This window comes from Eubacterium sp. MSJ-33, from assembly GCF_022174665.1.
In the GTDB taxonomy this organism is placed as follows: domain Bacteria; phylum Bacillota; class Clostridia; order Lachnospirales; family Lachnospiraceae; genus Coprococcus_C.
Map to the genome: position 1 here is coordinate 2,497,723 of NZ_CP076562.1, position 14,190 is coordinate 2,511,912.

General features: G+C 44.7%; 13 protein-coding genes. 11 read left to right on the forward strand and 2 right to left on the reverse strand.

All coding sequences use genetic code 11. The features are described 5' to 3' along the window. Positions 1 to 145 precede the first annotated feature (145 nt). The 6 genes from KP625_RS11755 to KP625_RS11780 all read left to right on the forward strand — a co-directional run bounded on the left by KP625_RS11755 (position 146) and on the right by KP625_RS11780 (position 5,974). Positions 146 to 1,171 (forward strand): AAA family ATPase, encoded by a 1,026-nt coding sequence (locus KP625_RS11755; RefSeq protein WP_001170964.1) that lies wholly within the window; start codon positions 146 to 148, stop codon positions 1,169 to 1,171. A gap of 524 nt (positions 1,172 to 1,695) precedes the next feature. Further along, entirely contained in the window at positions 1,696 to 2,661 is a 966-nt protein-coding gene (gene mobV / locus KP625_RS11760; RefSeq protein WP_001820668.1) for a MobV family relaxase, read from the forward strand. A gap of 8 nt (positions 2,662 to 2,669) precedes the next feature. Further along, on the forward strand, positions 2,670 to 3,524 hold the full coding sequence (locus KP625_RS11765) for a ParB/RepB/Spo0J family partition protein (protein ID WP_000743700.1): 855 nt from the start codon (positions 2,670 to 2,672) through the stop codon (positions 3,522 to 3,524). Between the two features lie 45 nt (positions 3,525 to 3,569). After that, a complete protein-coding gene (locus KP625_RS11770; RefSeq protein WP_001206986.1) occupies positions 3,570 to 3,800 on the forward strand; it encodes a YdbC family protein in 231 nt (76 codons plus the stop codon). A gap of 71 nt (positions 3,801 to 3,871) precedes the next feature. Then, on the forward strand, positions 3,872 to 4,063 hold the full coding sequence (locus KP625_RS11775) for a hypothetical protein (protein WP_001820669.1): 192 nt from the start codon (positions 3,872 to 3,874) through the stop codon (positions 4,061 to 4,063). A gap of 54 nt (positions 4,064 to 4,117) precedes the next feature. Next, the gene (locus KP625_RS11780) at positions 4,118 to 5,974 is read left to right on the forward strand and encodes a recombinase family protein (protein WP_001820670.1); all 1,857 of its coding nucleotides are present in this window, start codon (positions 4,118 to 4,120) and stop codon (positions 5,972 to 5,974) included. On the opposite strand, the gene KP625_RS11785 is transcribed toward KP625_RS11780, so the two are convergent. After that, the gene (locus KP625_RS11785) at positions 5,897 to 6,619 is read right to left on the reverse strand and encodes a hypothetical protein (RefSeq protein ID WP_238298016.1); all 723 of its coding nucleotides are present in this window, start codon (positions 6,617 to 6,619) and stop codon (positions 5,897 to 5,899) included. The genes KP625_RS11780 and KP625_RS11785 overlap by 78 nt on opposite strands. Positions 6,620 to 6,789: 170 nt before the next feature. Between KP625_RS11785 and KP625_RS11790 the strand changes: the two genes are divergently transcribed. Together KP625_RS11790 and aroA are read left to right on the forward strand one after the other, a co-directional pair. Next, positions 6,790 to 7,749, forward strand: coding sequence for a DNA/RNA non-specific endonuclease (locus tag KP625_RS11790; protein WP_238298017.1), 960 nt, complete (start codon positions 6,790 to 6,792; stop codon positions 7,747 to 7,749). 143 nt (positions 7,750 to 7,892) lie between these two features. Next, positions 7,893 to 9,173: a 3-phosphoshikimate 1-carboxyvinyltransferase gene (gene aroA / locus KP625_RS11795; protein ID WP_238298018.1), complete on the forward strand. Its 1,281-nt coding sequence runs from the start codon at positions 7,893 to 7,895 to the stop codon at positions 9,171 to 9,173. Between the two features lie 147 nt (positions 9,174 to 9,320). Here the strand turns inward: aroA and KP625_RS11800 are convergent, their stop codons facing one another. Next, a complete protein-coding gene (locus tag KP625_RS11800; RefSeq protein ID WP_238298019.1) occupies positions 9,321 to 9,671 on the reverse strand; it encodes a hypothetical protein in 351 nt (116 codons plus the stop codon). A 188-nt stretch (positions 9,672 to 9,859) separates the two neighbouring features. Here KP625_RS11800 and KP625_RS11805 point away from each other — a divergent pair, with 188 nt between their 5' ends. The 3 genes from KP625_RS11805 (at position 9,860) to KP625_RS11815 (ending at position 14,142) form a co-directional block, all read left to right on the forward strand. Further along, a complete protein-coding gene (locus tag KP625_RS11805) occupies positions 9,860 to 10,075 on the forward strand; it encodes a hypothetical protein (RefSeq protein ID WP_238298020.1) in 216 nt (71 codons plus the stop codon). Continuing rightward, positions 10,056 to 11,879 (forward strand): MutS-related protein, encoded by a 1,824-nt coding sequence (locus tag KP625_RS11810; protein ID WP_238298021.1) that lies wholly within the window; start codon positions 10,056 to 10,058, stop codon positions 11,877 to 11,879. Before KP625_RS11805 ends, KP625_RS11810 begins: the two co-directional genes overlap by 20 nt. A 175-nt stretch (positions 11,880 to 12,054) precedes the next feature. After that, on the forward strand, positions 12,055 to 14,142 hold the full coding sequence (locus tag KP625_RS11815; RefSeq protein WP_238298022.1) for a hypothetical protein: 2,088 nt from the start codon (positions 12,055 to 12,057) through the stop codon (positions 14,140 to 14,142). Positions 14,143 to 14,190: the final 48 nt, after the last annotated feature.

The following is a 14,190-nucleotide window of genomic DNA, read 5'->3' on the forward strand; positions in this document are numbered from 1 at the left end:
CCCGAAAAAGAAATCTGTTTTTTATTTGTGTGGGATTGGCGGCATTACATACTCTCACTTTTTTCCGTGGGAGTAAATCTATTTTTAAGGAGGTCAACGCCTATGTGCAACGAAAACAAAGACACCGCCCGAAAGGAGGAAAGCCATGCAGAAGTTACAGACAGTCAACGCCGAAACGCTCCTTTATGAACCGCTTGAGAAACCATCCTTTGTGGTGGACAGCCTTATCCCGACAGGCTTATCGCTGTTCTGCGGCTCACAGAAGATAGGCAAAAGCTGGCTCATGCTGAAGCTATGCTTATGCGTGTCGCAGGGAATCCCTTTATGGGATATGCCGACAATGGAGGGCGATGTGCTTTACCTCTGCCTTGAGGACACGTTCTGCCGCATACAGGACAGGTTATTTCGTTTGACGGACGAAGCAAGCGGGCGGCTCCACTTTGCCGTGGCAAGCTGCAAGCTGTCAGACGGTCTTATCGTGCAGCTTGAAGATTATCTGAAAGATTACCCAGACAGCAGGCTCATTGTCATTGATACCTTGCAGAAAGTCCGTACAGCTTCAAAAGACAATGCCTATGCAAGCGACTATGGGGACATCTCCCTCATCAAAGACTTTGCCGACAGGCACTCTCTGGCGGTCATTGTCGTACACCACATCCGAAAGCAGAATGACAGCGACGTGTTCAACAAGGTGTCTGGGACGACAGGATTAACGGGGAGTGCGGACGCTACCTTTGTTCTGGAAAAGGAGAAACGTGCGTCTGACACCGCCAAGCTGTATGTGACGGGCAGGGACACGCCTTATCAGGAATACACGCTGCGTTTCCGTGATTGCCGTTGGGAGCTTGTGGAGCGGAAAACGCAGGAGCAGCTTGCGAAAGAAACGATACCAGATGTCCTTTTTCGGTTGGTGGATTTTATGAGGGATAAGGAAGAATGGATAGGCACGGCAACGGAACTGTTAGCCGCTATGGGGGAAACGGAAACCATACCCACGGTGATTACGAAATGGCTGAATGAATACCGCACCACATTTTTAAGCGAGAACCGTATCTGCTACCAGTACAGCCGCAGGAAAGACGGCAGGCGGATTGCCCTTGCAAGGAGGGCGGGTGACAGCGGTGATGGTGGTGACAGCGATATTAGGATACCCCCCTGTTACTGTCATTGACGCTTAAAGCCATGTAAAGCTGGCGGCTCTGCCCTGCGGGTGACAGCAGTGACGGTGGTGACAGTGATTTTAGGATACCCTGCCGCTGTCATCCCTACGGGAGAACACCCCGTAAACGCAAAATGCAGGCGTGAGATTTACTCGCCCTTTTCGGTCGTGTAAAACCACCCCTGCGGTCAGAAAAATCATTCCGATTTTTCCGACTGCGTTTACAGGGTGTAACACACTACACTTTGCCCTGCAAAGTCGTGTGCCAGACGTTCCCTCTGGACTCCCTTAAGGCAGGGCTGTGCCCTGCTATCCTACGCCTTACGGCTTCGGATAAAAGAATGGCGGCATGACGGTGACGGCTCTTGCGAGGGGGGTATCCCAAAAACACCGTCATCATCGACATGACCGTCATGCAGGGGGTGAGGGTGACAGTTGCGGCAGTCGGCAGGGGGTATCCCAAAACTGCTGTCACCACCGTCACCGCTGTCACCCCAAAGGACGGTCACCCGCCGAAAGAAAGGAGGAATCCGCCTATGCCTTATGCAATCCTGCGTTTCCAGAAACGAAAAGCGGGCGGCGTTGCGGCTTGTGAACGCCACAACGAGCGGAAGAAAGAAGCCTACAAAAGCAACCCAGATATAGATATGGAACGCTCTAAAAACAATTACCATCTCATAGCACCACCAAAGTACACCTACAAGAAAGAGATTAACCGCATGGTAGCCGAAGCGGGGTGCAGGACAAGGAAAGACAGCGTGATGATGGTGGAAACGCTCATCACAGCTTCACCAGAATTTATGAACCAGTTACCGCCCGAAGAACAAAAAGCGTATTTCCAGACGGCTCTTGACTTCATTTCGGAGCGTGTTGGAAAGCAGAATATCCTCTCCGCTGTCGTCCATATGGACGAGAGAACGCCCCATATGCACCTCTGCTTTGTGCCGATTACGCCAGACAATAAGCTGTCAGCGAAAGCTATCTTAGGCAACCAGAAATCATTATCCGAGTGGCAGACCGCCTACCATGAGCGGATGTCCTCACGGTGGAATCAGCTTGAACGGGGGCAGTCCTCAATGGAAACCAAGCGGAAACACGTCCCCACATGGCTCTATAAATTAGGCGGCAGGCTTGATAAACAGTATGAAGAAATCGTGTCTGCCCTATCCGACATCAACGCCTTTAACGCAGGGAAGAAAAGGGATAAAGCGTTAGATTTACTCTCTGCATGGCTGCCAGACGTGGAGAAATTCTCTAAGGAAATCGGGAAACAGCAGGCGTATATCGACAGTTTGAAAGAGAGAATTGGGCAGGAATCAGACTATGCGGGGCGTATGCGTGATGAAAAGTACGAGCAGGAACTAAAGGTGCAGAAAGCGAATCAGAAGATATTTGAATTGCAGAGAACCAACGAGCAGATGGGGCGGCTGCTGTCAAAAATACCGCCCGAAGTGTTGGAAGAATTGCAGAAAAATCATAGAAGCAGAGCGAAAGAAAGGTAGATATGTGAATGAAGAAACAGGATTTTAAGGTGTTAAAGACCAAAGACTTGTACCCGTTCCCCGACAATCCGTTTCATGTGGCAGAAGATGAAACACTGTCAGAGTTAGCGGAAAGCATCAAGGAATTTGGCATTGTCACGCCGATAATCACACGCCCGAAAGAGGACGGGGACGGTTATGAAGTGATTGCAGGACAGCGGCGTGTCCGTGCTTCTGAACTTGCAGGGATAAATACCGTGCCTGCGTTTGTCCTGCCCTTAGACCGTGACCGAGCCATCATCACCCTTGTAGACAGCAATTTGCAGCGTGAGAATATCCTGCCATCGGAGCGGGCGTTTGCTTACAAGATGAAATCCGAAGCCATGAAGCGGCAGGGTTTCCGCACAGACTTAACCTCGTCACAAGTTGTGACGAAGTTGCGGACGGACGACAAGGTGGCACAGGGCTTCGGCGTGGGCAGGATGACCGTGCAGCGTTTTATCCGCCTGACGGAACTGATACCGCCGATTTTGCAGATGGTGGACGAGGGGAAAATCGCCCTCACGCCTGCGGTGGAACTGTCCTTCTTGAAGAAAGACGAGCAGGAAAACCTCTTTGCCACGATGGAGAGCGAAGAAGCAACGCCCTCACTCTCACAGGCACAGCGGATGAAACAGTTAAGCCAGAGCGGGCGGCTTGACATGGATACGATATTTGCGATTATGACGGAGGAAAAGGGCAACCAGAAAGAAACCTTGAAAATCAACACAAGCAAGCTGAAAAAATACTTTCCGAAGAACACAACGCCGAAGCAGATGGAGGAAACCATCATCAAACTTTTGGAGCGTGAGTTGCAGAGGAAACGCAACCGTGACAGCCGCTAATCTTCTTTTTTCGGGAAGTAAATACAGAGAGTTGAGGTATGGAGAATGAGAGAAATCCAGTATGAAATCGTAAAGGAAATCGCAGTATTGTCTACGGGCGACAGTGGCTACACAAAGGAAATCAATCTCATTTCATGGAATGGGAAAGAGCCGAAGTATGACATCCGCAGCTTTTCCCCGAACCGTGAAAAGTGCGGCAAGGGAATCACGCTGAACGCTGATGAAGCGGCGGCACTCCTTAAAGCATTACAGAAAGAATTAAACAGCGAGGATTAATGGTATCTGATTGGCAGGGCGGGGACATTTCCAAACTCTTCCCTGCCCTGTCTGGAAAGGAAGATTTAAGTATGGGCGAGGATAAGAAAGCAGATAAAAAGAGAAAGCGTATCGTGCCAAAAGCACCAGTGCAGATGATAATCAGCCGTGAATATGTCGGCACACAGACCGTTACAGAAGCGTTTGTCCCGATTATCTCCGAGGATATTCGGAAGAAGATTGCCGAGGGCGACACCTTCGACAATGAGGGGCTGTCCGCTTAGAATGTACGCAATGGGACATGAAAACAGATAGGACAGATACGGAGGTTTTACAGTATGGCAGGAATCAAAGAAGAAAAGAAAATCTATTTAGTCGGCATTTATTGCCGCTTATCTAAAGACGATGGTACGGATAACGAGAGTGCGAGCATTGCGACACAGAAATCCATCCTCACGGATTATGTGAAAAAGCAGGGATGGCACATAGCAAAAACGTATGTGGACGATGGTTATTCTGGTACAAATTTCCAAAGACCAAGTTTCCAGAATATGATAAAAGACATTGAAAGCGGTCTGATAAACTGCGTGATTACGAAAGATTTATCCCGTCTGGGGAGAAACTATCTTGATTGTGGGTTATATCTGGAAGTTTTCTTCCCAGAGCATAACGTGAGGTATATAGCGGTCAATGACGGCGTAGATACCTTGAATAAATCTGCTATGGACATCACGCCTTTCCGCAACATTTTAAACGAAATGTATGCCGCTGACATATCTGTTAAGATAAAATCGGCATATCGGGCGAGGTTTCAACAGGGGAAATTCATGGGAACTACCGCCCCTTATGGCTATATCAAAGACCCTGCCGACCACAACCATCTGCTGATAGATGATAAAGTGGCACATGTTGTAAAAGAGATATTCGACCTTGCATTAAAAGGGAATGGAGTTGCCAAAATTTGCAGACATCTTAATAAACAGCATATCCTACGCCCTGCCGCTTATGCGGCGGAGCGTGGCGAAACAGGCTTTGAACGTCATTTTGAGGGGAACGAGGACAAACGCTATATTTGGAGTGGGAACAGCGTGAGGAGCATTTTAAGAAGCCCGATATATGCGGGAAATCTTGTAGGCTACAAACGGATTGCCGCCAATATGAAAAGCAAGAAACGCCCCTCTAAGCTGCCCGAAGAATGGGAAGTGATACCCAATACCCATGAGGGAATAGTCACGCAGGAGGAATTTGATATTGTCCAACAGCTTATTACAAGTCGTAGGCTTCCACAGAACAAGGGAGGATTTGTAAATATTTTTGCAGGCGTTATCAAGTGTGTGGACTGCGGATGTGCTCTGCGGGCAATGAACGTACACAGGAGGAAACGCCCAGAGATTATCGACTGTGTACAGTATTCATGTAATAATTATGCAAGAAACGGAAGAAGCGAGTGTAGTGCCCACAATATAGAAGCAAGGGATTTATTCAATGCCGTTCTTGCCGACATCAACTGTTTTGCGGATATGGCAGTGAATGATGAAAAGGCGGTCAGGGCCATAGAAAAGCGGCTCACGGAAACAGACCAGAGCAGGGCGAAAGCATTAGAGAAAGAACGTAAGAAGCTGAACAAACGCCTTGCGGAACTGGACAGGCTGTTTTCCTCTCTCTACGAGGATAAGGTCATGGAGCGTATTACCGAGCGGAATTTTGAGATGATGTCGGGGAAATACCAGAAAGAGCAGCTTGAAATTGAAGCAAGGCTGAAAGAGGTGACGGAAACTCTTAATGAAAGCTACGAGAAATCACGGGGAATCCGTGACTTCCTCGCCCTTATCCGAAATTATCAAGGCTTAAAAGAACTGGATGCAACAGTTATAAACGCACTCATAGACAAGATACTTGTTTCGGAGCGTGAGAAGATGGCAGACGGAACAGTGAAGCAGGAAATCAAGATTTACTATAAATTCATCGGCTTTGTCGATGAATTACATATCATACCTACAAAACGGTGGGCAGCAATGCCCGCTAAAAATTGTACGGTGTGCGGCGTTGAATATGTCCCGGGCTCTGGTGCATCAAGGTATTGTCCTGCTTGTGCCAAGAAGATACGGAGGGAGAAATCAAACGAGAGCAAACGCAGGAGCAGAGAACAGAAAAGGATAGCATGTATGAACTGTCCGCAAAAAATGACCGACTGATGTTGGTGTGTCGCTGATATATAAATATAAGTCAAAATCCAGAATATCATTAGGATGAATCTTTAACTTTTCTGCAACGTATTGGAGTAGAAAATGTGCATTTTCATTGTCTGGATGATCTTTACAGTCCATATCCACAAGTGGAATCAATTCCTTCTGTATATCCATATCGGTATCTTTGCCGCCGCGTTTTAAATGCGGGGCAAGATTTGGAATGATTGCAACCGCTTTTTCGGAATCAAATAACCGGACTTCCGGGTGAAATAGCGTGTCACCTTTGCAGATGACCTTTCCGGCGAGACCAAGCGGACGGTCAAACCATGTTTCTTTAATCAGACCGCCATACGGTTCGACATTTATCTGTAGATAACCCTGCTTTCTCAATTCCGGATTCGGTTTCACTTTTAGCATTGGGAAATCTGTATGTGCACAGGCGATTCGTACATGTGCTGTTTGAGTGCCCTTTACAAAAGGAATTACAATGGATGAAAACGGTGCAAGATAGTATTTTCCCTCGGCAAGAGATGCGAGATCTTCTGTCTCTGAAATATGTGTAAAGCTGTGTGCTTCTAAATATTCTTTTGCAAGGGCAGCAACATGAAATTGTGTTTTGCCATCCTGTAAGAAATGTAATAAAGTTTGCATATAAATATCTCCTTTGATGTATCCAAATCATAGTATGTTTCGTGACAGTGTGTTTCATGTATGTAGTATAGAGAGTTCCTTGCGGGATTGCAAGGCTGAGGGGTAACTTTATTTGATGGCTTGTGCATATGGGATGGGGAAAGTATAATGAAAATCGGAAGGAAACTGCAATGAAAGAGATTAAAATATTTCTGAAATATATGATAGCATGCCTGCTCATTGCATTATTTCTGGCGGGATGTGCAACTGTGGAGATGTCACAGAACGAAACAACTGCGACAACTACAGAAGTGCAGGCAGATATTCCTGCTTACAATGGAATGCCGTATATTCAGCTTGAGAATAATATGCCGGATTTTTCGGATGAAGAAAAGACGGATACAGAGGCATTTGAGATATATAGCGATCTGGATTCGCTTGGGCGCTGCGGGCAGGCGTATGCAAATATCTGCTTGGAACTGCAGCCGACAGAACCGCGGGGAGAGATTGGCGATGTACGGCCAAGCGGTTGGCATACGGTGAAGTACAATGCTGTCATCGATGGAAATTACCTATATAACCGCTGTCATTTGATCGCATATTGTCTGGCAGGTGAGAATGCGAATGAGAAGAATCTGATTACGGGAACATGTTACCTGAATATAGAAGGAATGCTTCCGTTTGAACAAAAAGTAGACGCGTATGTAAAGGGAACGGGAAATCATGTATTGTACCGCGTGACGCCGGTGTTTGATGGAGATAATCTGGTTGCTTCCGGCGTGGAGATGGAAGGATGGTCGGTCGAAGACGATGGAGCAGGAATCTGTTTTCATGTGTTTTGCTATAATGTACAGCCGGGAATTGGGATTGACTATGCGGATGGAGCGAGCCAGGAATTAGTAGGTGAAGAAAATGTGGATACGCAGGCGGAAAACACTGTACAGGAAGTGGAACCAGAGAGAAATATTGATGCAGAACAGGCAGATGACGAGAAGCAGACGTATATTTTAAATACAAACACGAAGAAGATTCATCTGCCAACCTGCTCCAGTGTCGATCAGATGAAAGAAACGAACAGACAGACTTATGAGGGAACTTTGGAGGAACTGAAAAATATGGGGTACTCGCCCTGTAAACGGTGTAATCCTTAATTTGGATATGATGAGTATTGAACGAATGGAATCCGCACATATCAGATGAAAACAATGCTTAAACTGGTTGTTGCGGAAAACAAGCCATGCTATAATGATATAGATTTTTACATTAAATGGAACATGCAGAAAGAGAGAATGCCATGAAATTATCAAGACTACATGGACTTTCCGGGGAAGTGACGGTGCCGGGTGACAAGTCCATTTCACACAGAAGTATTATGCTTGGATCGATTGCGAAGGGAAACACAGAGGTGGAAGGATTCCTGCAGGGTGCGGATTGCTTATCTTCTATCGCCTGTTTTCGCAAGATGGGTGTTGAGATAGAGAATAATGGAGACAAAGTGCTGGTGCATGGCAGAGGTTTGCATGGACTCACAGTACCGGATTCTATTCTGGATGTTGGAAACAGTGGAACGACAACACGTCTGATGTCCGGGATTCTTGCGGCACAGCCGTTTGTATCAACGGTGAATGGCGATGCATCGATACAGAAAAGACCAATGCGGCGTATCATCGTTCCCTTGTCACAGATGGGGGCAGATATTCGAAGCTTGTATGGAAACGATTGTACGCCGCTTGAAATTCATGGAACAAGCCTGCATGGAATCCATTATGATTCACCGGTTGCTTCCGCACAGGTGAAATCTGCAATCCTGTTTGCGGGACTTTATGCGGATGGAGAAACGTCAGTGACAGAACCGGAAGTGAGCCGGAATCATACAGAGCTGATGTTTGAAGAATTTGGGGTTGACATCCATACAGAAGGAAAGACGGTATATGTAAAACCGGCGGAAGAACTGTATGCGAAAAAAGTAATCGTGCCAGGTGATATTTCATCTGCAACATATTTTCTGGTGGCAGCAGCGATTACCCCGAATAGCTGTGTGACTGTACGGAATGTTGGAATCAACCCAACACGGGATGGTATCTTGCGTGTGCTTTCGGACATGGGAGCGGATGTGACTGTGGAAAAGACATCTGGAGAGATTGGAGAGCCAACCGCGGATGTGACGGTTCGGACATCGAATCTGAAAGGGTGTGTCGTTGGCGGGGAAGTGATTCCGACTTTGATTGATGAGATTCCGGCGATTGCGATTCTTGCATGTTTTGCGGGTGGTGAAACAATTATCAAAGATGCGGCAGAACTGAAAGTAAAAGAATCCAACCGGATTGATGTCATGGTAGAAAATCTGAAGAAGATGGGCGCGGACATCGAGGCAACGGAAGATGGCATGATCATCCACGGTGGAAAATCACTTCATGGAGCTGTGATTGACAGTCATCTGGATCATCGGGTTGCAATGAGTTTTGCGATTGCAGCGATGAATGCAGATGGAGACACAGAGATTACCGGTGCAGAGTGTGTGGATATTTCATATCCGGGATTTTACGAAGATATGAAGAGTCTTGCGAAACGGTAAGCTGTTTTGGAAGCTACGGAATAATTACAATACATAAATAAAACAAAAAAGTTCGATGTATGAAATCATCATCGAACTTTTTGTTTTTCATAGGGATGCCGGTTACAAATCAATGTTATAAAGCATCAATCCTATTGTTGTCAGAGATTACTCGGCATCAGTATCCTCAGCCTTTGCCTCAGATGGTTCTTCACTGGCTGCATCCTCGGATTTCTCTGAATCGTCTGAATTGATCGTTACGTAATCGCGATTGGCATCTTCCATTTCCAAATCGAGATCATCGGCGAACAGATCATCTTCTTCGATATCATCTTCGTTGTCAAAGATCTTTGGCATCTTATCCTTGATTGTTGTCTTTACTTTGTTGATCTTCTCATCAACATTGTTATCCTGATATACTTTTGATTCTCTGATTTTGTCTTTGAACGCATAGCACAGACCGCCAACTGCTGCGGCTGCAATTGAAAATTTTACGACACCTTTAAAAAACTTACCCATGTCTGATTCTCCTTTTCCATAATTATCTATATTTTACCACGATTATATACAGACTATTCTAATACAAGCAATAATAAAAATCAAATAGAAATATACGCTTCACAGAAAGTTTAGAATTATTTCTTTGCCTTGTATTGTTGGATATGGTAGACTAGATTTTAGTAAAAATGACCGGAGGGTATAACAAGATGAATAATTTAAAAGAAACCGAAAAAAATTTTCTTACATGTGCGGTTTTGATCGGGTTAGTCGGAATAGCTTTGATGTTCTTAGGTCAAACTACATTGGGGATCCTGAGTATCGTAGCCGCTGTGGCGTTTGTAGTTGTTGCAATTCGTATGATCGCGGTTAGAAAAAAAGAAGAGGATGAGGAAGAAAATAGTGATGAAAACAGTAATAAATGAGAACCGAAAACTATTTGAACAGTGGACGCTCGATTATCAAAAGCAAAAAGAAGAAGCAAATCGCTTGTATTCCCATATTTCCACGTTTCGAATTCTGACATTTCTGATAGGAGCGGTGGCGTTAATCATTGGTATAACAGAAAAAGAAAAAAACTATGCAATGATTCTGGCGGTTGTTGGCGGATTGTTTCTGATAGGTTTTTTAGTGCTTGTCAAGTGGCACAGTGCTGTGGCACAGCGGCAGCAGATGCTGGATGAAAAATGGGAAGTCTGCCAGAGATACTGTAATCGGTATACGGATGGCTGGCGCAAGTTTGACGAGAAAGGTACAGTGTATCTGCGGGAGAATGATTGTGTTGCGGCAGATATAGATTTGCTGGGCGATAACTCTCTGTATCAGATGCTTTCAGTCTGTCATACAGATAAGGGAAAACGGTTGTTTGCAGATCGTCTGACTACAAGATATATGGAACCGGATGTGCGCGAACAACGGCATGAGGCGATCGCGGAACTTACGGGGAAACCGGAATTTGCGGTGGAATTTGAAACTGCCGGTCGCAGGCTGGAGGCGGAGAAAGAAAAATTCGATGCAGAAGCATTTGAGAGCTTTTGCGCGGATCAGACAAAAGGGACACTTTCGGCGTTTGTACATGTTCTTCGGATTGTGCTTCCGTTATGTGAGACTGGCAGTTTGATTTTATTCCTGATTGGCAAAATCTCTTATGGATACCCATTGGTAGGTTTTTTGGCATTATTAATACTTTCCTGGCTGACGAGATTTATGACCGATGCGGTGATTCAACCGGTGTATTATGCCGGAGCTGTGAGTGGTGCATATGAGTCGATGCTTTCACTGATAGCACAACAGGAGTTTCGGAGTGCGCTTCTTGCGGATATGAGAGTCTGTGCCGGGGGCGAGAATGGTGCGGTAAAGGCGTATCATAAGCTGAAGGCAATCGGTCAGGCATATAATATATCGTTCAATCCGTTGGTGCACCAGATTCTGTGTGGATTGCTGCTGTGGGATTATCAGCTTGCGGCAGTTGTAACCGGTTGGAAAAAGAAATATGGACAGCAGGTCGCCGGATGTTCAGATATGATAGCAGGGTTGGAAGAATTGATGAGCTTTTCTGTGCTTGGTATGGTACGTGATACAGGGGACAGCGTGATCGAGTATGGAGCAAATCAGGTGAGTCTGGAAGGAACGAATCTCTATCATCCCCTGCTGATTCCGGAGCATGCCCGGGGAAATGATGTGACACTGACAGATGGAATTACGATTATTACAGGCTCAAATATGTCCGGTAAGACAACCTTTTTAAGAACTGTTGCGATAAATCTTGTCCTGGCATATCTGGGGGCTCCTGTCTGTGCGGAACATTTGCGGGCCTCGTATATGAGAATCTTTACATCTATGCGGGTGAAGGATGATGTGGCGCATGGTATCTCCACATTTTATGCGGAGATTCTTCGTATCAAGGAGATGGCGGGATATCGGAAAGAAGGAAAACCAATGCTCTGCCTGATTGATGAGATATTCAAAGGAACGAATTCGGCAGACAGGATCGTAGGTGCAAAGGAAGTTATCACAAAACTGGCAGGAACACAGTGTATGACAGTGGTATCAACGCATGACTTTGAGCTTTGCAGCATTACCGATCAGAATCATACACCGGCAGTAAATTATCATTTTCAGGAATATTATGAGGGGGATGAACTGCGGTTTGATTATAAAATCCGTGATGGAAGATGTACGACGACAAATGCACGGGCGATTCTGCGTATGGCTGGATTTGAAGTATAATGCATTGGTGGATATTGTACATAATTGATAAAAAAACGACTTGGTTTTGTCGAAAAAGCTTTGTTAATTATGCACAATGCTAATTATGAATTATTGACAAATCGAAGGTTGACTTTGCCTTGTATTTTGTTATAAAATCGAAGTAGTGAAAATATTTACAAGGGGGTATATGGCGATGGCATTACCAGCAAATATTACCGCAGGTTCTGACAGCAATGTCCTTACAATTGCGGCATCAAATAACAAAGGACTGCTGATTCGTTTCCTGAATGAACAGGTCGAAGATGGGTTTTATGCATTGGTTATCGACTATCTGAAGGATAGTAATTTTGACCTGAAAAATATGATGGTAGACGATGATGTGAAAGCACAGTGTGCAAAGCTTTATGAGTTGGGTGAGTTCGTAGATACCAACATTAAAGCGACAGGAAGGTATGAGATTGAAGAGTGGATTGAACCGCTGTTCAAGTTTGTATATGGAGATATCGATCCGCTGGATGTGGATGCTCCAATCAGTACATCCGGTATTTATCGTTATAGTATTTGGCTGATTTACCTGTATCAGAGAGAGTGCTTTGGAGATGCAATGCGTTTGATCGGAGAGCGTATTGCTCCGTTGCTGATTAATCTGAGCTATCAGATTTTAGAGGACGATGACAGACCAAAGAACTTTGATAAGGCAATCATGGGATACCTTGATCTGATTAATGTTATTATGGAGATGGGGCTCCCTGCGGATGATACAAACTCAGATGCATACATGAACAACCTTGAAGTTCTGTTTGATTACGTAGTAGAAGATCCACATGTTGGAAATGATTATAAGATTCAGTTTTCAATCGGACTGTTCAATGCTTATATCCATAACAAAGAATTCAGCAAGGCATTTGAATTCTATGGATTGAATGCAGAATACATTCCAATCGACAACATGTCAGTTTACGAAAGCTTTAAGGAACTGATCCGCAACACGAACTCTGCAGCAGATACAACCGTATTGAGCAGAAGTGTTGTAAATGCGATTTCCAAGCAGGAGATTTATAACAAGCGTATCGATACATTGATTACAGAGGTTTCGGCTTTTGTTCGTAAAGTGTATCTTTATATAGAGAATGAGCCAAACATGAAGAAGAATCTTCAGATTCTTGGAGCGGGTGCATCTCTGTCTGACAAGACAAATATCTTTGAAGGACTGTATGAATACAATCTTGTATTCCATGAGTGTGGAATCAAGGCGCTTGTAAATCAAGACAATTCAAACAAATCATGGGAAGAAAAGTATGAGATTCTGGAATTGCTCTATACAACATTGAATGTTATCTTTGATGGTTATAATGTATACGAGATTTCCAACAAGATTGAGCACCAGTATGTAGAGCTTACATGGATTGGTAATTATGTAAATGCAAATCCTTCTTTACTGAAGCTGTTCTTCAGTGTAAAAGAGAAGATCAAGGCATTTAAGGTTCGTAAGAATTCCATTCTTGAGAAGTCAAAGACGAATTATGAGATCAAGCAGATGATTGATGATCGTCAGAAGGCATTGGTATTCATGACCGCGGAGGATATGATCACCAATGGATTGAATAGTGGCAAGATTAATATCATTAATAATAATTATGATCCAAAGATTGCAGAGAAGCATTTGATTAAGACATATGCAGAGATAGTAGTTCCTGCCAAGTATAAGAAGGCAGAAGCACCGCAGACTGGAGGTAAATTCTTCGGTAAGAATTCAGGACCGGCAATGGATGCAGATCTGCAGAAGTTATTGTCTGATACAAAGATTGAAGAGATGCTCTTGAAGTCAGAGTGGCTCTGGTATCAGTATGAAGATAAGGAAAATGATCAGCAGACAGCAGAGGAGGCCACCTATAGCGTTGTATGTCTGATTAAGGTTGTTGAGAAACTCCTGGATAGAAAGGGTGGCAGCTCTTCCCGTTCAGAGTCATCTCCGAATAAGAAGGTTATCATTACAAAGACTGGTAAGGTTATTGAATTGTCAGATGAAGGTGCACAGACACAGAATAGTAATACAACCCTTCAGCCGACTGTTATCGAGAATCTGAACAATATTATTGTCACTTTGAAGGACAAGTCAGATGTCAATGTGAAGTATGTGCAGGCTTATGTCAATGACTGGTTGAATTCAGTTGTTGATGCGAAGCTGGATAAGAATTCCATGTTGCAGTTATATGAAGCAGAGGAACTTCGTAACAAGACATTGACCGTGATTAAGAAACTTCGTGCAGATCTTTTATAATCAGACCACAAAAAAACCTTTATTATAAAGCGGGAGGTATCTTATGGA

Bases quoted from the DNA above. Each gene is read 5' to 3' on its own strand.
- KP625_RS11755 (WP_001170964.1), top strand. From the start codon at position 146: ATGCAGAAGTTACAGACAGTCAACGCCGAAACGCTCCTTTATGAACCG.
- mobV (WP_001820668.1), top strand. From the start codon at position 1,696: ATGCCTTATGCAATCCTGCGTTTCCAGAAACGAAAAGCGGGCGGCGTT.
- KP625_RS11765 (WP_000743700.1), top strand. From the start codon at position 2,670: ATGAAGAAACAGGATTTTAAGGTGTTAAAGACCAAAGACTTGTACCCG.
- KP625_RS11770 (WP_001206986.1), top strand. From the start codon at position 3,570: ATGAGAGAAATCCAGTATGAAATCGTAAAGGAAATCGCAGTATTGTCT.
- KP625_RS11775 (WP_001820669.1), top strand. From the start codon at position 3,872: ATGGGCGAGGATAAGAAAGCAGATAAAAAGAGAAAGCGTATCGTGCCA.
- KP625_RS11780 (WP_001820670.1), top strand. From the start codon at position 4,118: ATGGCAGGAATCAAAGAAGAAAAGAAAATCTATTTAGTCGGCATTTAT.
- KP625_RS11785 (WP_238298016.1), bottom strand. From the start codon at position 6,619: ATGCAAACTTTATTACATTTCTTACAGGATGGCAAAACACAATTTCAT.
- KP625_RS11790 (WP_238298017.1), top strand. From the start codon at position 6,790: ATGAAAGAGATTAAAATATTTCTGAAATATATGATAGCATGCCTGCTC.
- aroA (WP_238298018.1), top strand. From the start codon at position 7,893: ATGAAATTATCAAGACTACATGGACTTTCCGGGGAAGTGACGGTGCCG.
- KP625_RS11800 (WP_238298019.1), bottom strand. From the start codon at position 9,671: ATGGGTAAGTTTTTTAAAGGTGTCGTAAAATTTTCAATTGCAGCCGCA.
- KP625_RS11805 (WP_238298020.1), top strand. From the start codon at position 9,860: ATGAATAATTTAAAAGAAACCGAAAAAAATTTTCTTACATGTGCGGTT.
- KP625_RS11810 (WP_238298021.1), top strand. From the start codon at position 10,056: ATGAAAACAGTAATAAATGAGAACCGAAAACTATTTGAACAGTGGACG.
- KP625_RS11815 (WP_238298022.1), top strand. From the start codon at position 12,055: ATGGCATTACCAGCAAATATTACCGCAGGTTCTGACAGCAATGTCCTT.